The sequence below is a fragment of the Polaribacter sp. Hel1_85 genome (assembly GCF_000766795.1).
Taxonomy (GTDB): domain Bacteria; phylum Bacteroidota; class Bacteroidia; order Flavobacteriales; family Flavobacteriaceae; genus Polaribacter.
In genome coordinates, this window is record NZ_JPDS01000002.1 from 41,702 (window position 1) to 61,871 (window position 20,170).

The 20,170-nt window shown below is 29.1% G+C and carries 18 protein-coding genes and 1 pseudogene; 12 read left to right on the forward strand and 7 right to left on the reverse strand.

The genetic code is table 11. From position 1 onward, the window contains the following. Positions 1-3: 3 nt before the first annotated feature. From hemN to PHEL85_RS07380, 3 genes are read right to left on the reverse strand one after another with little or no spacing between them, the layout of a single operon-like run. Positions 4-1,374 (reverse strand): oxygen-independent coproporphyrinogen III oxidase, encoded by a 1,371-nt coding sequence (gene hemN, locus PHEL85_RS07370; RefSeq protein WP_036823387.1) that lies wholly within the window; start codon positions 1,372-1,374, stop codon positions 4-6. 10 nt (positions 1,375-1,384) lie between these two features. Next, entirely contained in the window at positions 1,385-2,083 is a 699-nt protein-coding gene (gene deoD / locus PHEL85_RS07375; protein WP_036823390.1) for a purine-nucleoside phosphorylase, read from the reverse strand. A gap of 2 nt (positions 2,084-2,085) precedes the next feature. Next, a complete protein-coding gene (locus PHEL85_RS07380) occupies positions 2,086-4,461 on the reverse strand; it encodes a heavy metal translocating P-type ATPase (RefSeq protein ID WP_036823393.1) in 2,376 nt (791 codons plus the stop codon). A 102-nt stretch (positions 4,462-4,563) separates the two neighbouring features. On the opposite strand from PHEL85_RS07380, the gene PHEL85_RS07385 reads away from it, so the two are divergent. Then, entirely contained in the window at positions 4,564-5,250 is a 687-nt protein-coding gene (locus PHEL85_RS07385; protein ID WP_036823396.1) for a Crp/Fnr family transcriptional regulator, read from the forward strand. 133 nt (positions 5,251-5,383) lie between these two features. On the opposite strand, the pseudogene PHEL85_RS18325 reads toward PHEL85_RS07385, so the two are convergent. Continuing rightward, positions 5,384-5,800: pseudogene (locus tag PHEL85_RS18325) on the reverse strand (DUF6943 family protein). A 1,867-nt stretch (positions 5,801-7,667) separates the two neighbouring features. Between PHEL85_RS18325 and PHEL85_RS18100 the strand changes: the two are divergent. The 5 genes from PHEL85_RS18100 to PHEL85_RS07410 all read left to right on the forward strand — a co-directional run bounded on the left by PHEL85_RS18100 (position 7,668) and on the right by PHEL85_RS07410 (position 10,679). Continuing rightward, positions 7,668-7,931, forward strand: a complete 264-nt coding sequence (locus tag PHEL85_RS18100) for a hypothetical protein (RefSeq protein ID WP_235318245.1) — start codon at positions 7,668-7,670, stop codon at positions 7,929-7,931. A gap of 353 nt (positions 7,932-8,284) precedes the next feature. Further along, complete coding sequence (locus PHEL85_RS17615) at positions 8,285-8,725, forward strand: integrase core domain-containing protein (protein ID WP_081965094.1); 441 nt, start codon at positions 8,285-8,287, stop codon at positions 8,723-8,725. Positions 8,726-8,825: 100 nt separating this feature from the next. After that, positions 8,826-9,635 (forward strand): PhzF family phenazine biosynthesis protein, encoded by an 810-nt coding sequence (locus tag PHEL85_RS07400; RefSeq protein WP_036823399.1) that lies wholly within the window; start codon positions 8,826-8,828, stop codon positions 9,633-9,635. Between the two features lie 3 nt (positions 9,636-9,638). Next, complete coding sequence (locus PHEL85_RS07405) at positions 9,639-10,085, forward strand: DUF1572 family protein (RefSeq protein ID WP_036823402.1); 447 nt, start codon at positions 9,639-9,641, stop codon at positions 10,083-10,085. 291 nt (positions 10,086-10,376) lie between these two features. Beyond that, entirely contained in the window at positions 10,377-10,679 is a 303-nt protein-coding gene (locus PHEL85_RS07410; RefSeq protein WP_316931340.1) for a VOC family protein, read from the forward strand. 342 nt (positions 10,680-11,021) lie between these two features. Here the strand turns inward: PHEL85_RS07410 and PHEL85_RS07420 are convergent, their stop codons facing one another. The 3 genes from PHEL85_RS07420 to PHEL85_RS07430 are packed head-to-tail and all read right to left on the reverse strand — an operon-like array spanning position 11,022 to position 13,107. Next, entirely contained in the window at positions 11,022-12,008 is a 987-nt protein-coding gene (locus tag PHEL85_RS07420; RefSeq protein ID WP_036823407.1) for an NAD(P)-dependent alcohol dehydrogenase, read from the reverse strand. Between the two features lie 11 nt (positions 12,009-12,019). Next, positions 12,020-12,442 carry a DUF6326 family protein gene (locus PHEL85_RS07425; RefSeq protein ID WP_036823409.1) on the reverse strand — a complete coding sequence of 141 codons (423 nt, stop codon included), beginning with the start codon at positions 12,440-12,442 and terminating at the stop codon, positions 12,020-12,022. A 5-nt stretch (positions 12,443-12,447) separates the two neighbouring features. Beyond that, positions 12,448-13,107, reverse strand: coding sequence for a hypothetical protein (locus PHEL85_RS07430; protein WP_036823413.1), 660 nt, complete (start codon positions 13,105-13,107; stop codon positions 12,448-12,450). A 726-nt stretch (positions 13,108-13,833) separates the two neighbouring features. Between PHEL85_RS07430 and PHEL85_RS07435 the strand changes: the two genes are divergently transcribed. The 6 genes from PHEL85_RS07435 to PHEL85_RS07460 all read left to right on the forward strand — a co-directional run bounded on the left by PHEL85_RS07435 (position 13,834) and on the right by PHEL85_RS07460 (position 19,906). Next, entirely contained in the window at positions 13,834-14,433 is a 600-nt protein-coding gene (locus PHEL85_RS07435; protein WP_036823416.1) for a Crp/Fnr family transcriptional regulator, read from the forward strand. A gap of 310 nt (positions 14,434-14,743) precedes the next feature. Beyond that, on the forward strand, positions 14,744-15,484 hold the full coding sequence (locus tag PHEL85_RS07440; RefSeq protein ID WP_036823419.1) for a hypothetical protein: 741 nt from the start codon (positions 14,744-14,746) through the stop codon (positions 15,482-15,484). A gap of 179 nt (positions 15,485-15,663) precedes the next feature. Continuing rightward, entirely contained in the window at positions 15,664-17,187 is a 1,524-nt protein-coding gene (locus PHEL85_RS07445; protein WP_036823421.1) for a nuclear transport factor 2 family protein, read from the forward strand. 12 nt (positions 17,188-17,199) lie between these two features. Next, the gene (locus tag PHEL85_RS07450) at positions 17,200-17,976 is read left to right on the forward strand and encodes a hypothetical protein (RefSeq protein WP_036823424.1); all 777 of its coding nucleotides are present in this window, start codon (positions 17,200-17,202) and stop codon (positions 17,974-17,976) included. A 1-nt stretch (position 17,977) separates the two neighbouring features. Next, entirely contained in the window at positions 17,978-19,012 is a 1,035-nt protein-coding gene (locus PHEL85_RS07455; protein ID WP_036825996.1) for a S41 family peptidase, read from the forward strand. A 150-nt stretch (positions 19,013-19,162) separates the two neighbouring features. Further along, positions 19,163-19,906 (forward strand): head GIN domain-containing protein, encoded by a 744-nt coding sequence (locus tag PHEL85_RS07460; protein WP_081965095.1) that lies wholly within the window; start codon positions 19,163-19,165, stop codon positions 19,904-19,906. Positions 19,907-20,170 lie beyond the last annotated feature (264 nt).

A 20,170-nucleotide genomic window follows, 5' to 3' on the forward strand; every position in this document is an offset into this window, starting at 1 on the left:
TATTTAAATCGTCATAGAAAATAATTGTGTTTTAGGCTTATTTTCTAAAAGATGAATATCAAAAGCCATACAAACATTTCTTACGTAAGGCCTTGCCTCTTCTGGTATTGTTAAGGCTTTTGACTTTCTATCAATTTGAACTAAACCATCTTGCTCCATTTCTTGTAACAATGCTAAATGCAATTCAATATTTTTAATTTTCATAGAATCTTCTTCCCACGAAGTGGAAAAATGACACATAATGTTTAAAATATGCTTTCTGATGATTCTATCTTCTTCCGACAATAAATGGCCTCTAAAAATTGGAATTTCTCCTTCATTAACATTTTTTTGATATTCTTTTACTGTTTTAACATTTTGTGCAAATGCATACCAAGAATCTGAAATTGCAGACATTCCTAAACCTAACATTAACTGTGTTTTATTGGCAGTATAACCCATAAAATTTCTGTGTAATGTCTTGTTGATGGTTGCCTCATACAAACTATCTGTTTTTAAAGCAAAATGATCCATACCAATTTCTACATAACCTAATTCTGCAAAAAGTTCTTTCCCTATTTCATACAGTTCTCTTTTTTCATCATTTTTTGGTAAATCTTCTTCATTAAATCCTCTTTGACCAACTCCCTTTACCCAAGGAACATGGGCATAACTGTAGAATGAAATTCTATCTGGCTGTAATTCTTTCGTTTTGTTAATAGTATAAATTACGTTCTCTTTTGTTTGAAAAGGTAAACCAAAAATTAAATCGTGACTTATAGAAGTATATCCTATTTCTCTAGACCATTTTGTTACTTGTTCTACAGCCTCAAAAGGTTGAATTCTATGAATTGCTTTTTGTACTTTTTCATTATAATCTTGCACACCAAAACTAACTCTTGTAAAACCACAATTAAACAAGGTTTGTAATTGGTCTTTAGTTGTATTACTTGGATGTCCTTCAAAACTAAATTCTGCTTCTGGATGTTTATTTGAAAATGAAAAAATTCCATCCATTAAATATTCTAAATTTTCTTTTGAGAAAAAAGTAGGAGTTCCTCCACCTAAATGTAATTCTTTAATAATTGGAGTTTCATCAACCAAAGCAACATATAATTTCCATTCTTTTAGAACGGTTTCAATATATTCTTCTTCAACTTCATGACGTTTTGTAATATGTTTATGACATGCACAAAAAGTACATAAACTTTCGCAAAAAGGTAAATGTATATAAATACTAATTCCTTCTTTAGCATTACTTTCTTTGAAAGACATTTGAAAGGATTTTATCCAATCTTGTTTATCAATTCCTTCTTTATTCCAATAAGGCACCGTTGGATAACTTGTATATCTTGGCCCTGGAATATTATATTTTTGTACTAATGATTTTGTCATTTATATTTTATTAAGAAAGCTCTAAAGCAATTTCTATCATTTCTTTAAAAGTCTGTTCTCTTTCATCTGCTGTTGTTCTCTCTTTTGTAACCAAACTATCAGAAATTGTTAAAATTGACAAGGCATTTACATTGTGTTTTGCAGCGACAGTGTACAAACCAGAAGTTTCCATTTCTACACATAACACTCCATAATCTGCCCATTTTTTATAACTATCAAACTCATCAGCATAAAATTCATCCGAACTTAAAATTCCACCAGCTTTTACAGTGATATTTTTGTCTTTAGCAACTTCAATTGCTTTTTGGAATAATTTAAAACTTGCTGTTGGCGCAAAATCTGCTCCATTAAAACGAATCGTATTTAAACCCGAATTTGTTGAAGCTGCCATTGCTAAAACAATATCTCTAATTTTCACATCTTTTTGATAAGAACCTGCAGAACCAACTCTAATTAAGTTTTTTACACCATATTCAGTTATTAATTCTGTACAATAAATTAATGTTGAAGGAATTCCCATTCCTGTTCCTTGAACTGATATTTTTTTTCCTTTATAAGTTCCCGTAAAACCTAACATTCCACGAACATCATTATATTGAATAATATCTTTTAAAAAAGTATCTGCAATCCATTTTGCTCTCATAGGATCTCCTGGTAGTAAAACTGTTTCTGCTATTTCTCCTTTTTTTGCTTCAATGTGTACACTCATAATTATTTGATTTTATTACCCAATAAATTGGTTGAAATTGTTGTAAAAATTACTATACTTATAGAACTTAAAGGCATTAAAATTGCTGCTATTACAGGCTCTAACTGACCTGTTATTGCAAAATATAAACCAATTATATTATAACATAAAGACAGTATGAAACTATATTTAATTATTTGAATTGCTTTTTTTGATGCTTTTATATAGGCTCCTATTTTATTAAATTCTGATGCTGCTAAAATTCCATCACAAGCAGGAGAAAACACATTAATATTTTCTGACAAAGCAATACCAACATCACTTTGAGCTAATGCACCTGCATCATTTAAACCATCACCAATCATGGCTACTTTTTTGTTTTCTTTTTGAAGGTTTGCTATTACTTCTAATTTATCTTCTGGTTTTTGATTGAACAATAAATTAGTTCCTTCAGGCAGGTTTTCTTTCAAATAGATTTTTTCACCTTCATTATCACCAGAAACTACTGCTAAATCATAATCTCTTTTTAGAGAATCAAATAAAGGCTCTACTCCTTCCCTGTATGAATTTTTAAAAGTAAACTTTCCTTTATACTCATTATTAAAACTAATATAAACAGAAGTATCTAAAATTGATTTTTTATCATTATTTTTCACAAAAGATGACGACCCTATTTTTAGGTTAATGTCATTATATATTACATTAATTCCTTTCCCTACAACTTCTTTATAATCAGAAATAGTTAGCGTTTCAACCTCCTTAAAAGTACTATATAATGTTCTACTTAAAGGATGATTAGAAGCTCTTAAAGAACTTTTTAAAATACTCTTTTCTTGTAAATTTAACTGAGTTCCTTCATAAGAAATAGTATCTTCTTTATGAGTTGTTAGCGTACCTGTTTTATCAAAAATAATAGTATCTATTGCTGCTAATTGTTCTACTACTGTTGCATTTTTTAAATAGAATTTTTGCTTTCCAAAAATACGCAACATGTTGCCCAAAGTAAAAGGAGCTGCCAATGCAATTGCACATGGACAAGCAATAATTAAAACTGCTGTAAATACATTTAACGCTTTGCTCGAATCAAAAAACATCCAAAATGCAGTTGAAATAAAAGCAATTGATAAAACAATAATTGTAAAGTTTTTACTAATGTTATCTGTTATTGTTTTAAAGCTTGATTTTTTATCCTTTTGAAAAACATCATTACTCCATAATTGGGTTAAATAACTTTGAGAAACTGATGCTAAAACTTCCATTTCTAAAATTCCAGAAAGTTGTTTTCCTCCGGCAAAAAGTTTATCGCCAGATTTTTTTGAAACAGGTTCTGCTTCACCAGTAACAAAACTATAATCTATTGCTGCATTACCATTGATTAATATTCCATCTACAGGAATTAATTCTTGATTTCTAATCAGTAATCTATCTCCTTTTTCAACATCATAAATCTGTACATTTTCTTCTTTTTGATTCGATGAGATACGAGTAACAGCTATTGGAAAGTAGGATTTATAATCACGCTCAAAAGACAAAAAATTATATGTTTTTTGTTGAAAAAACTTCCCTAATAAAAGAAAGAAAACCAAACCTGTTAAACTATCGAAAAAGCCAGTTCCTAAATCAAAAATAATTTCTATTGTACTTCTTATGAATAATACAGAAATTCCCAAAGCAATAGGAACATCAATATTTAATAGTTTAGATCGTAAACCTTTAAAAGCTGAAATAAAATAATCTTGTCCTGCATAAAAAACCACAGGTAAAGAGAATGAAAACATAAGCCACCTAAAGATATTTTTATAGTTATCAATCCAAAAACCATCTACTTGAAAATATTCTGGAAAAGAGAGAAACATTACATTCCCAAAAGCAAAACCTGCAACTCCAAGTTTATACACTAAGCTTCTATCTACTGCTTTTTTTCCACTATCATAATCCTCTAAACTAATATAAGGCTCATAACCAATAGAGCTCATTAATAGCACAATTTCTTTTAATGATGTTTCATCAGAATTAAAGGTTATTCTTACTTTTTTCTTTGGAAAATCAACTTGCGATGAAGATACTTTAGGGTTTAACTTATGTAGATTTTCTAAAACCCAAATACAAGAACTACAGTGAATATGTGGAATATATAGTGTTACTATTTGCGTATTTCCATCATTAAAATCTAACAATTTCTCTGCAATTTCCATGTTATCCAAGAAATCATATTTTCCTTGAATTTCAGTAGGAATTGCTCCTGGGTTGTCTTGAAAATTGTAATAACAAGTTAAATCATTATCAGAAAAAATTTCGTAGACAGTTTTACAACCATTACAACAGAAAGATTTATCATCAAATTGTATTAAATTATCATCACAAGAATCACCACAGTGATAACATTGTGTAGATTTCATATTTACTCTTTTGCCTTGCACAAATTTCTTATAAGAAAGCATTTTAAAATATGATATTTATCACTTTTTTAATATCTTTGGTATCCAAATAAGTATGGCTTTATGAGTAAATGTGAGCAATGTATAATTCGTCAGTTTAATTCTTTAAAACATTTAAGTAGAGAGGAATTAGTGAGAATGTCAAATTGTAAAACATCAAGAATCATTAAAAAGGGAGAGGCAATTTTTGAAGAAGGAGAACGCTTAAAAGGAATCTTTTGTGTTAAAGATGGTATTTGTAAAGTCTCTAAAATGAGTGAAAATGGTAGAAATCAAATTATTAGTTTGGTTACCAAAGGAGATTTATTGGGCGAAAGAAGTTTAATTTCTGATGAAGCTTCTAATCTAAAAGCCATTGCCTTAAACGACATGGAAGTTTGTTTTATACCTAAAGAAGAAATTTTAAAAGACTTAGAGAAGAACCCAAACTTTTCAATGAGTGTGCTAAAAGACATGGCACAAACCATAAAACAAGCAGATAATGTTATTGTTGATATGGCTCAAAAAACAGTAAAACAACGTTTAGCAGAAACACTTCTAAATTTGCATAGTAGATTTGGTGTAAATAAAGAAAAAGCAATTAACATTAATCTTTCTAGAGAAGATATTGCAAACATTATTGGTACCGCTACAGAATCTGCAATTCGATTACTTTCTGATTTAAAAAAGAAAAATATTATTGAATTTAAAGGAAAAGATATTTCTATTCTTAATAGCAGTGAACTAGATAAAATTGCTCAAGGTTTTTAAAAAAAATATTCTATTAAAAAAGGTTTATCAAGATGATAAACCTTTTTTAATGACTAAAATGAAATTTTTTTGTGTGCGCTTTGTGTAACCTGAATTTTGTGCTTCCATAAATAATTAGTGTTTAAGTGTAACACTATATTAGGACGAGATACCTTAACAAGGCTACTTTTAATTTAGAAATTGTTTGCAACTGTCCTTTTAAATTTTGCTCGAAAGCAATGATCTTTTTAAGGTTTTCAACTTTATGCGCCCATTGCCCTTGCAAGTCATTTTTTAAAGCTTCTTTTATTACGGACTTCTCATCAGTAATTCAGATAAAAGGAATGACACTCCCTTTAAGATAATATCCAAAATACTTACCAATTTTAAGGGACAAACACAGGTAAAAAAGAGCATCACGGGATTCTTTGGAATCTGTTGTAATTACAAAACAGTTTGAGCAGGATTTATCTATTGGTTTTCCGCTATTTAGCCCTTTATTTAAAATAAAAAAATGAGGTTTGTGGTAAGCTCTCCTAAGTTGGTGGGTCTTGATTTCAAAAGTTTGCATAAGTATTTAATTAAAAGTTAAGATTCTTCTGCTGTACTTCACTTTTTTCTATAAAATTTTTAAAAAGGAAAACAACAAAAAGAAAGCTTTTTTTTTAATGGGTGTGGTTAGACTATCAAGGTTTTTGTAAAAAAATACAACCAGCTTAACTAGATCTTTTTATTTTGAAGGAAGCAAAAAAAAGCTGGTGGAGATTTTTTCAAAACCCGAAGGGCTTGACCTTTATAGGCTAAAAGCGTTGGACTTAAAGAGCCCCTATTTTAATATTATTACTACCGATATAAGAATAATGAGATGTTGAAACAAGTTCAGTATAAGGAGAACCAATTGTTTTGCTGTCTTTTTTTGTTTTTCTTTTTTACCTTTTTACCTTTTTACCTTTTTACCTTTTTACCTTTTCTATATATTATATCTTAAAGCATATAAAATAGTCTTTCATCGCATGATTATATCTTATTGCATATAATAGTTTATTTTGACAAGGGTAAACTGCATCGATGGAAATTGTACTACCGCAGGCACTTGTAAAAAATTGCTAATTACAATAACCTATAGACTATGATGCTCAAAATAGGCTTATGAAAAAGTAGCTTAAAATCTCTTGCTTAACGAAATGAAACAAACAAAGACATGAAGTAAGGAATACTTGGACTTAATGAAGAAATTGTGCAGCTTGAATGAGATAATTTTTAAAAAACTCATTAAAATACCTAGTGTGTTGGCAGCAGCGAGGATAAGTGTATGATTTTTTATTTGTATTGCTTTATCCTTTTGATTTTTTTTGTTAAAAGTGGATGCTCTAAAATTCATTTACTATTTGAAACTTTATAGCTTATTACTTCATAAAATTAGATTGTAATTCGCATTTACTTTTAGTAAAACAATTGACTACAATTTTCTTGACAAATAAACATTTATACTATTATTGGCTTTTTTTTGATTTTATAGGTGCTTACAAAACTATTTGAATAATTCTAATTTACATATTACCTCAACATTTTATTAAAACTAAAAATAGCACTTATAAAAACAATGCAACAAAGTACTATTGTTATTTAATAATCTAAATTAACCTTATAATATTCTTAAGTGAGCGTTGGGTGAGCGGCTATTTAGTTCACGACCTTTCTATTTTACGGGAGTTTATGAATAGCCTTAATATTATTTAAAGTTACCATTTATGCGGCTGGATGCGGCTATTTTACATAATGGCGTTATAGTGCCTGGAACTTTTGTGGAAGAGCAGTATAACTGCCCATTATGTTATTTAGCTTTGGAGAGTTTTGTGTTTTATGAAAACAATATTAAAGATTGCTTTTTATAGTTGTGTTTGAGTTTGCGAAAATACAAGCTATAAATTGCAAGTACGGACAGAATACTAAAACGCTAAACTTGTATTGGAAAGCGGAATAACACAAAAGACAGAGACTTATTGCCTTTGCACTAAACTAGGTTTTGTGGTGTGGGGATTTGACTATTCTATAAATCTTCTAACAATTTTATTTCATTTAATTCAGAACATTTAAAAGGGTAAGCATTATAAGGATTTTGGTTTATAATTTTATTATTATATAACCTTAATGTTTTCCGTATTTAGTTTACCCCTTGTTTTAAGGTATGTACTTTACTGAAATAGGTTGACTAAAAATTAAACACTTAATTATAGTCACTTATGAAAACACAAAAACAACCCTGGTGAAAAAAAAGCTACCAAAAATCAACTTTAGAACTCAAATTATTCGTCGTTGACCAAATTCAAAATGGTCAGATTTCCACAAACTTTGTTTCAAAAAAATATGATGTTCCCAGAACTACTATTTCCTATTGGATTAGAAAATATAGTACTTTAGCTCAACAAAATAATGGTATGAGTAAAATCGATGAAATCAAAAAATTAAAGGAGCGTATTGAAGAACTTGAGTTTGTAAAAGACTTCCAGCAGGATATTATAGCGGATATGGAAATCATTACAGGAGTCGATATATCAAAAAAGTCATTGCCCGAAACATTAGCAAAAGAGATAGAACTAAAGAAGAAAAATATTTTAAAAGAAAATGGCTCCATCAATGTTTTGGGATCTCTAAACAAGCCTTTTACAAGAGAATCAAAACCTTCGAAAACAAAAAAATAAACGATAGAATATTAATTAAAATGGTATTACAATACCGTAAAAAAGTAGGCTCTAAAACTGGTGGGATTAAACTCTATTCTGATTTACAAAATGAAATGATTCATCAGAATATTAACATAGGTAGAGATAAGTTTTATCGCTTTCTAAGACACTACAATTTATTGATACCGAAAAGGAAAAACTATGTAACGACAACTAATTCTAAACATTTTTTTAGAAAATATAGAAACCTTGTAAAAGACCACGTTCCTACTCGGCCATAACAACTTTGGGTAAGCGATATCACATATATTAAAACTGAAAACGGACACAATTATTTAGCCATTGTTACAGACGCTTATTAGAAGCAAATTATGGGATACAAACTTGATAACCATATAAGAACATCACTTTGTACAGATGCGCTGGCTATGGCTATTAAAAACAGAAAATATCCAACTAAAAAACTAATTCATCATTCAGATAGAGGTTTGCAATATTGTAACCCGAAGTACACCGAATTTGCAGAAAATAACGGAATTACAATGAGTATGACTGAAAAATATGATCCTTACGAAAATGCTATTGCAGAACGAATTAATAGAACTTTAAAATACGAATATGGATTAAAACAAATTATTAAAAACACCGATATTACCCAAGAAATTACAAAACAAGCAGTATATATTTACAATAATTTTAGAACACATTTTAGCCTAGGTTTAAGAAAACCTGCAGAAGTACATTTAAACCCGAATATAAAATACAAATCGTATCGAAGAAATAATGTAAATTTACCTGAACTAACTATTTAGATTATAAATAATTTAAAGGTATAAATTAGACCAAAAAAGGTCAACCTATATCAGTATAATACACAAACCTAATACAACAGACATAATTACAAAAAGAACAATGAATATAAAAACCTTTATAGTTGACGCTTTTACCAACGAAAGATTCAAAGGAAATCCAGCAGGAGTTTGTATATTAAAAAATAGTATTGACGACAATTTAATGCTTTCAATAGCAAAAGAATTAGGATTGTCTGAAACCGCGTTTGTAACAAAAACCAGAAAAAATCATTTTTCAATTAGATATTATTCACCCAAAATGGAGATTCCACTTTGTGGACACGCAACTTTGGCTTCATCCAAAGTATTATTTTCGAAAGACATTAATTTAGATAAAATATATTTTGAAACAATTCAGAATTTAAAATTAGAAATTAGAAAATGTGGTAATGAAATAATTATGCAGTTTCCAATATATGAAACTGAACCATCAACTGTTTCTAACGAGTTAACAACTGCACTTGGACTTAACGCATACAAAAACTGCGAATACAATAAAGAAACCAATATCCTAATGTTGGAAATAGATGATAGTGAAGTCTTGAACAGATTAAAACCTGATTTTGAAGCTTTATACAAATCAAATAATACAATTAATGGAGTATTGGTAACAGCTCTTTCGAAACATAAAAATTATGATTTTGAATCTCGATATTTTTGGCCTTGGAGCGGAACAAATGAAGACCCTGTAACTGGTGGAACTCATACTTTTTTAGCAAAATATTGGAGTAAAAGAATTGGTAAAACAAAAATGAAATCGTTACAATGCTCTGAAAGAAGTGGAAATATGGAAGTTGAATTACTTGATGAAAAAAACTTAACAATTAAAAGTAATGCGCAAATTGTATTTAAAGGAAAAATAAAAGTTTAAAAAATGATAATAGATACATTAAAAACACTTTTCAAAAGAGATTTAGAAAAACTTAAAACAGAAATTGAACTTTATAAAAACGAAAAAAATATTTGGCTTATTGACAAATCAATTTCAAATTCAGCAGGAAATTTATGCTTACATATTATTGGAAATCTGAATGCCTATATTGGTGTTGGACTTGCAAAAACATCATACATAAGACGACGAGACCTTGAGTTTTCATTGAAACATATACCTAGAACAAAAATATTAAGTCAAATAACAGACACAATTCAAATTGTAGAAAATGGATTAGACAACTTGACCTTAAGTCAAATAACCGATGATTTTCCTATTGTAATCTGGGATAAACCAACCGAAATGGAATACACACTAACTCACCTATTAACACATTTAAATCATCATCTTGGACAAATAAATTATCACCGAAGATTGCTTGACAAATGAAACGTAAAAAACAACGAACTGCCAACAAAGAACTGAATTAAAAGACAAACTTAAGCCGTATAAAATTAATTATTGGTTATAGCCTATTTACGAAAGTCCTTGCGGACTTTCATCTGTGATTTATTTGCTAACTTAGTAGCTAAACCACGCAACTAAAGAAACACGTGGTGCATCAGCTAAAAAAACATCGTGATAATATTAAAATTAATAATATGAAGAAAAAAAATATTGACATTATTAGTTGTAATTTTACTCGTAAATTGTAACTCGAATACTAAAAAAAATAACGATATGGCAGAAAAGCCAGCTTCTAAAGTTGACAACACACCAAAAGTGACAGGTGTTGGCGGAATTTTCTTTTATTCAGACAATCCAGAAGAAACAAAAGAATGGTACGCGAAAAATTTAGGAATAGAAACTAATGAATGGGGTTTTACAAGTTTTGACTCCAGAAACGTTGATAGACCTGACCAAATAAACTCTCTTCAATGGAAGCCTTTCAAGAAAGTGGATAAATATTTTTCACCTTCCAAGAAAGAATTTATGATTAATTATCAAGTTCAAAATATTGAAGGACTTCTTAAAAAAAACTAAAAGAAAATGGAGTTACAATACTTGATAGTCTTGAAACTTACGATTATGGGAAATTTATACATATTTTAGACAAAGAAGGTAACAAAATAGAATTATGGGAACCAATATAAACCAACAAATTGAAAGCGAATCATACTGAAAATAAAACCGAAAACAGAATACCGTATATAATTTATTGCTAGTTCTTCTAGCCTCAACATATTTTTTAGTTTCAACTTGAAATATTCTAAATTCAATCCAATTATCAAAAAAATGTAGACTACATAAAACGACATATCTTTTATTAAATGTATAATTACTTGTGTTACTGATTTATTCTCTTCCATTTTTTCCCATCTAAAATCAACAAACTTCTTCATTTATTGTGATTACCACATTTCCTTTTTTATGACCCATATCAGCATATTTATGCGCTTCGACAATCTGATTAATTGAGTACTCCCTATCAATAATTATTCTAAGTTGACCTCCTTCAACAAGTCTTTTCAATATTGTTAATACATCTACTGTTTCTGGTGAATTTTTTCCTACAATAACTTTTTTACTACTACTTATTGAAGTCCATATCATTGATAAATTTTTCAAAGGTCTACCAATATTTAAGTAATATCCATTTTTATTAAGTGCCGCTATACAAACTTTAAATGGGTATTTATCTACAGTTATAAATATAATATCATAGTTTTCGAAGTTGTTCTCGAAATCAGTTTTTTCGTAATCAATTACTTTATCAGCTCCTAAAGATTTCACCAAATCTAAATTTGCCTTACTACATATTCCTGTTACCTCTGCTCCAAAATACTTGGCAAGTTGTACGGCATAGGTTCCTACACTTCCAGAAGCTCCATAAATAAGCACTTTTTGCCCTATTTTAACTTGAGCTATTGTTTTGAGATAATGAAATGCCGTTCGAGCACCGATAGGTATTGCAGCAGCTTCTTCATAAGTAGCATTTGTTGGTTTCAAGGCAATTGGTCCATATTCAGGTAAACATTTGTATTCTGCATAAGCGCCAAAAGTTTGCAGGGTTGCTGCAAATACGTTATCTCCTTTCTTAAATAACTTAACATCTTTACCAACGGATTCAATTTTACCAGAAAGTTCCATTCCTAAAACAGATTTTCTAGGCTTTCTAAGCCCCAAGAATAATCGAACAGGAAGCCAAATTGAGGTTGGAATATCGAAGCTTCGCACTTTATAATCAGCAGCACTTACTGTGCTAGCATAAACTTTTACAAGTACTTCATTATCCTTTGGGAAAGGTTTTTCTACTTCTTGAATTTGTAGAACTTCTGGTGGCCCATATTTAGTGCATACTACTGCTTTCATCTTTTTTTAAATTAGGTATGAGATTTAGTATTATTAATATTATCATAAGTTGGCAATTTCCAAGAAATCTGGAATATCCATAAAATGGCTGCAGTCTCAATAGCCATATGAAACGCATCATCGATATCTAACGAAGGTATACCTGTTGCAAATACTGCTAATGTGATTATACCAGCGATTATGTTAGCCCATTTATTTATGCTATTATCTAATATTCTAGATAGAAGCACCATCAAAATCGGTATTTCTGCTAAAAAACCACCTAATAACATTAACTCGTCTGTTATTTTAATGCCATTGACAGTTCCAGTCAATATTTCTTCTACAAAGCCTATTTTCCCCAGTTGATGAAGGTCTCTGAAAATCATGTTGAGCAATACAAAAATCCATAAAGTTGACAGCAGCGTTTGAGGTTTAATTTTATTATTTATCATCTAATTTATATTTGTTTTGAAGTTGTTCTAATATTTTCCAATCCTTCTTTTAAAAACCTATACACCATAGGGTTAATCAACCAAAGTGGCATTCCTTTTGGGTCAAATTGCACGCTATTAATTGCTTTACTAGAGTTATTCGTAATTAGAGAGAAGCTCCAAGCTCCCCTAAAAGTTTCAACACGATTTAGTTTTTTCGAGGGTTTAATCTGAGATTCTTCCCATTCTTCATTCCATTCTACGTCAAAATTCCCCACATCATCATTATAAAACAGATATCTGACACTCATTTCTGTATTTTTAAAAGGGAAGGGTTCATTATGAACGACATAAGTTAGAAGGCTATTTTCTGACTCCTCTGAAATCTCATAGATTGGGTATTTTTTATTTTCAGCGCCATTAGCTAGTTTATGAATATCCTTCTTAAAGGCTTTAAGGCAAGCTTCTGGAGATGATTTTATATTACCTTCAATTTTGTATTCCAAAAAATTTGTTCCCTTAAGGTTTCGTTTATAGATTTTCCATCTAGGCACTTCCTTTTTATCTATTTTGACGATACTCCATTCATGCTTCTCCCATTCGCTAATACTACTATTCCTCGTTGAACTGCAGCTTTGTAGAAATAGAATTGTAAATCCTAAAATAAAAATAAGTTTAGTTGACATTGTAATTTATTTAATCATTTAAATTAATAATTTTCCTGTCGCAAAATTATATTACAACGATCACTTTATCATTCACTTAAGTTACAATCTTCTTTGAGGGTGAGAGGGTTAATTTTGTAAATAATAGACACTTTAGTTAAGTATAGGTTTGAAAATAAAATACATATTTCGCCTCTTTCTGGTTTTATTACTTTAATTCCCTAATGATTAAGTAATAACAATTATTGAAATATTTTCATTATGCTTTTTTACACCAATATGCGTTCACAATTATTTGTATTAAGGACTTCTTAAAATGAAACAGAAATTATATACTCGTTAACCTACTCCTAGATGGCCTTGAAAAAACTAAATTGTAGAATGACTCTTTATAAAAAAGTGAATTGCTTCATAATTCTAAAAATTTATTAAACTAAAAATTAGATACGTTACATCACAATACAGAAATTAAACATTCTTTATTTATACCTCTTAATCTTTAAAAGGCATGAAAATAGTGCAATTATTTTTTAAACCATTAAATTTAAAGGTATTAAATATTGGAAAATAAATTACTATTAGTAACATTTACTCTAAAGAATCGTTTTGTTAATATATACATAAATCTATAATACAATAAATTGAAAGTTCTATATTAGCAATCATAGAATATTATCTATATTTTAAGCTAAATAAGAATCATTCTTAAAACATGATCCTGTGTTAAGATAATTATAAAAGTACACTATGGAATTAAAGGAAAAAATTAGAGCGATAGTAAGTTGTGCAAATATATTGAATGAAAAGGAGATTGAACTTATCGTTGAAAAAACGATTGTAAAACGATTCAAAAAAAATGAAATCTTATTAAGAGAAGGTCAAATTCCGACCAAGTGTTATATGGTCGTGGAAGGTTGTGTAAGAGAATATTTGATTAAAGATGGAGTAGAAAAATCAACAGCTTTCTTTACCGAAGGAGATACATTTACTCCTTTTGCTCATGACGGAAAGGGCTCACCATCTAAACATTACTGGGAATGTGGAGAAGATTGTGTGCTTACGATTAGTGATCAAGCTTTTGAAAAAGAATTAAGGGCATCACTTCCTAGGTTAGATGCTGTTTTTCAACAAATAGCAGTAGAAAAATTGAATATAGCAAAAGCAGAATGGAGTCTTTTCATATCTTCTTCGCCAGAAGAAAGATACCTAAATTTATTAGAAACTAGACCCACTTTATTTAACCGAGTTCCGAATCACCAAATTGCAAGCTATCTTGGTATGCAGCCTCAGTCACTTAGTAGAATTCGCAAGAGAATATTTAATAATTATTCAACTTCTTTGAACTAAATTATTTTTTCCATTAGTGTGCTCTCAATAGCAAATACTATTAAGGTATTTGCAAACGAATCATGCCTGACATTATTTTCTTCATCATTAAGTTTACGAACATCACAAAGCTTCCTTATTATTCAAAATGATAAGGACATTTACATCGATTAGTAATTAGTTTAATTAGGTATAATTGATAAAACAAAATACAAATACATTCACTTTAGTTAATAAAAAATAAATTAATAGCGTCTAATTTTGCAGAGCAATTACATTGTGCATTTTATTTAAAAATTAAATAATCAAATAGCCATAAAAAATTAGACGAATGAAAAAAACTCTTTACATACTACTATTTACATTTAGTGTCTCTTTCAATGTATTTAGCCAAGAAATCCCATTAAGCCCATTAAACAATACAGTTAGCAAAAACATTATCAAGTCTGAAACATCAGAGATGAATTGGTTTATGTTTCAAGATACACTTAAAGTACAAATTGGAAAAGTAAAAACAGAAATTCAGAAAGGAAAAGAGAATATATACATTATTACAACAGTCCATATGAAACAGTCACCTACAAAATGGATTGACAGTACGGTTGTTGGAACACTAAATTTTGAACCTAAATATCATTCGTCATACAATCAACAAAGAGATATGGTATTAAAATTCGGAGAAAAAATTACTGGATATTACTTAGATAAACAAACAGAAACCAAAACAGAAATTTCCGAAAAATCTAAAACCTCTTTTTTTGACAGTAATTTCTATCCTCAATTATTAAGATTTCTTCCTTTACAAGAAGGGTACTCAAATACTATTTCGATTTTTGACTATAATCCCACTGCCAAAATAGGAGTAATTAAAGCAACTATTAAAAATACAAAAGAAATAACTATTAATTTTAATGAGACTAAGAAGAAAGTTTGGAAAGTTGAAACTACAGATGAAATCTCAAATAACTCTGCTATAAGCACTTATTATATAGATACCTCAACAAGAAAAATTCTAAGGCAAGAAATTGATTTTGGTGGTAGAAAAATGCTAATGGAATTAGTAAAGCAATAGGACTAAATTTTATAGCAATCCATTAAGACAATTAGTAGGGATTAAAATGGACTTCCTTTCATGATTACTCTCATTAATATAATCTTATAGAGGTATTGTACAAATGTTTCGAAGACTAGCTAAAACAAAAGCTCATAAAAACATTACATCATAAAAGAAATTAAATAAAAAAATGTCCCATGAGAATCTTATTATTTACTTCATTAGTTTTCTTTTCATTAGTTTTCAAAGCTCAATCGAATACCGAGGTCTTTTTAGTTGAGATTATAAAATCAAATAAGACTATTGAATTGGCAAATCTTCAAAATATTTCCAATAGTGACGGTTATGACAATCAACCTTGTTTTTTCGATGTTAATACTGTGCATTTTTCATCTACAAGACATGGACAAACGGATATAAGAAGTTACGATATAAATAATCAGGAAGTTTCTTGGTTGACAGATACTCCATTCGAAAGTGAATATTCTCCTTTAAAAATTCCGAATAGGCAAGCAGTTTCTGCCGTTCACATAGACAATGACGGATTGCAGCGATTGTATCAATACGACTTGGCCAATGGTACATCTAAAATACTTTTAAAGGAGGTAAAAGTTGGGTATAACGTTTGGTTCACTTCTACAATCTTAGTTTCATCAGTTTTGGTCGACGACAAGATGGATTTAGTAGTGTCCAATCTAGATGATAACAGCAACATCACTGTAGCACATGACGTAGGTAGGTCGTTACATAAGATTCCAAATTCTAGTTTGATAAGTTTTATAAGTTATGAAAATAATGCTTCATCAATCAAATCTTTAGACCCTATTTCTGGAAATATCAAAACGATAAAATCGTTACCCATTCCGATTAAGGATATTTGTTGGCTAGCGGATAATATCGTTTTAATTCCTAATGGTAAAAAAATTGTTCAATTAAATACAAATGACGACAATATTAGTGTGTTATATAGTTTTAAAGAGAAAGAAATAAATGAAATCTCTAGAATTTCAGTAAGTCCAAACAATAAGCACCTGGTTCTTGTTTCAGAAGAATCTCCAGAAATTATAGTTCAAAAACAAGTTGAGGCATACAATAAAGGTAACTGGGAAGATTTTGCTTCTTTTTTTTCTAAAAATATAACAGTTAAAAATTTTCCGGATGACACACTTTACACAGGTAATTCTAAATTAAAATCAAACTATAAACAATTCTTTTCTGACAACCCTAAATCCAAAATTAAAATAGTTAAAAGAATTAGTAATAGGAATATAGTTATCGATGAAGAACTTATTACTATTAAAGGAGAAGAACATCATCAAGCTAAGCTATATGAAATTAATAATAGTGAAATTATTAGTATGTATTTTATTAGAGGAAAACAAGGTTCTCTTAAAGTTGAAGCTATTGTTCAAAAACAATTTGACACATGGAATGAGAAGGATATTGATAATTTTGTGAAAACCTTCAGTGCTGATGTAAAAGTTTATGAATTTCAAAATAAGATTTATGTTGATGGTCAAAAACAATTGCATGATATCTTTTCTGAGTTATTCACAAGAAGTCCAGATTTACATTGTGAAATATCCAACCGAATTATCATTGGCAATATTATTATAGACAAAGAGGTGATATCTGACAAAATGGAGGATAATCATGAAGCAATAGTTATTTATGAAGTAGAAAATGGTAAGATTTTTAGAATGACAACACTTAATAATTAAAAAGAGTTAGTAATGAAAATATCAGTTTTAGTAATTTTTCTAATATTCCTATTTAGTATTAACATATTTGCTCAACAGCAAGAGTCAATACCTAAGAATTATTTAGGGATTGGTATTGGCTATCGTTTAGATAATTTAAAAGACACTAATTTCTCACCTCTTAATCAAAAAGGAGGCTCTTTATTTTATTCTATTTTCTATGAGAGACATTCAAAAAACATAATGAAATTTAATATTAAATATGGAGATGGCATTTTAAAATCTGGGCGCTCAGATAGACTTAGTACTTCATATTATACGGGAAGCGTTGGTTTTACTTATTTAAAGAATTTATCTACTAATCAAGAATCTACCAACTTTTACGTTGGAGGCTCGTATAATTTAGATCTTTTATATATGGATTGGTTCAACCAGGATGCATTTAGTTATGTTTCTGCACAAGGTTTATCAATTAATCTTGCAGTATCAAAACAACCAGCACCAAAGCAATATATTGAAAGTACAATAGCTATACCAGTACTACAATTTTTAAGTCGTCCACCTTATAACGGAATAGATGAGTATATTATTGAGAACCAAGATGAACCTCTCAATATTATTTTTGATGGCAAGTTAACATCGTTCAAAAAATACAAATCAATACATTGGAATGTCAATTACAGATATGAAATTTCAAATAATTTTAATTTGAAATTTGATTACGATTTGAATATTCAAAGTGTAAAAACAGTAAGTGAATTTAAAAGCTTATCCAATAGGTTCTCAACAAGTTTGTTATATCAATTTTAATATGAAAAATCTAATATTTCTATTCGCACTAATTTCACTTTCATCTTGCTCTCAAGCAATTATTGGTGAAGATCAACCAGATACACAAACAAATAACTTTGAAATTTTTTGGAATGATTTCGAACAGCATTATAGTTTATTTACCGAAAGAGATATAAACTGGAATGAATTATATAATGTGTACAGACCACAAGTAAATGATGAGATCTCAGATGAAGAACTATGGAGTATCTTATCTAATCTAATTGAGCATTTAGACGATAGCCACACTACATTATATGATGGAAATGGGCATCATTATAGTTCTGGTTATTCGTTAAATGAGCAATCGTCATTTGAGATAAGTGAGGAGCTCATAATATCAAAATATTTAGATTTTGTAACAGAAATAACATCAGAAGATAGACTGCTTTACGGAAAAGTAAAAGATAAAAATATCGGGTATATTTATTTGGGTGTTATGCGAGGTGAAAATCCCTCTGTAATAGATGATATTATACATGAGCTCAAAGATTATGACGCTATAATCTTTGATATAAGACAAAATGAGGGTGGTGACGATAGATATTCTGCTAGAATTGCACAAGCATTTTCAGATGGAAAGCATTTTGTTTTTACAACTCAAACTAGAAATGGCGTAAATTATGATGATTTTGATGAAATAAAAGAATTTTACACATATCCAAATCAAGAAAATTCGTATGTAAAACCAGTAGTTGTTTTAACGGATAGAGCAACGATAAGTGCTGGAGAAACACTTTTGTCATATATGAAATCTTACGAACATGTTATTCAGGTTGGAGACAGCACTGCTGGGGACTTTTCAACGCAAAGTAATATACGATTTCTACCTAATGCTTGGCATTACATATATTCAATACAAAAAGTTTTATTTCCTAACGGAGAAAGTTTAGATGGTGTTGGTCATGTTCCTGATATTTATATAAAAAATACAGAGGCAGATATTAGTTCTTTAAATGATAACGTTTTTGATAGAGCAATTAAATATCTTTTTGAAGAACACAATATAGAATAAAGAAATACTCATAATACCTAAACTAAAATTAACACATACGTTCGAAAATTTCTAAATACTTAATTAGACTTAATCATAAATCTTAAATATATTCACTTGTATTTCTGATATATCAATAATAAAAATTCATCGACAAATAAAACTGATCAAATGAATATTAAAATAGACTTTAATAAAATATTCTTATTAATATTTTCAATTCTCGGATTAACCTCCTGCGATACCTCTAATATAGATTGTATTAGAGGAGAGGAAAGCATTACTACACAAGTTTTGTCACTTTCCGATTTTGATGGGATTAACTTACATGGCTCAGAGAATGTTAGGATTTCTCAAGGTTTATTACAAGAAGTAAAAGTAATAGGGAACTCAAATATTATAGAAAATTTAAGAACATCGGTTTCAAATAATATTTGGGACATCCGATTAGAAGCAGGTTGTTATAGAAATTACAAATTAGCAATTGAAATAATAGTTCCAAATATTAAGCATTTAGAAATAAATGGTTCTGGAAATATAATAGTGAATGATTTTGAGGATCAAAACAACTTAAACATTGAGATAAATGGAAGTGGAAACATTAGCTTAAATCAATTTGAAGGATTAACTAATTTTGATGCTAACTTAAATGGTTCTGGTTTTTTTAAAGCAAATTATGATATTTATACTTTAGAAAATTTGAGTGTAAATAATAGAGGACGAGGAAACTTTTTTGGTTTTAAGCTTAATACTGACAATTGCATTATTAATTCCATAGGAGTTGGAAGTATAAAGGTTACTGCAACCCAATTATTAGATGTAAGGTTAACTGGGAGGGGTGATGTTTTTTACAAAGGAACACCTGAAATTAAACAAAATATTATGGGCACTGGTAATTTAATTAACGCTAATTAAAATTATAATCTGAATTAATTAATCCATCAAAAAAGGTCGAATATCTAAAGAAGTAGCGTTTATGGTTTACCTAAGTTATTTTATTATTCATCAGAGGAGGAGAAAGTAACATACTGGTTTATTTTTCAGATTATTTTATTAGTTCCTCGTCATCTTTCTTATCGCAGATAAAAACAATTGAAAATATACAAGCCTTAACTAATATTGAAATACTAACTATTTAAAGAAAAAGCTATGAGTTCAAAATTAATAATGACCACAAGT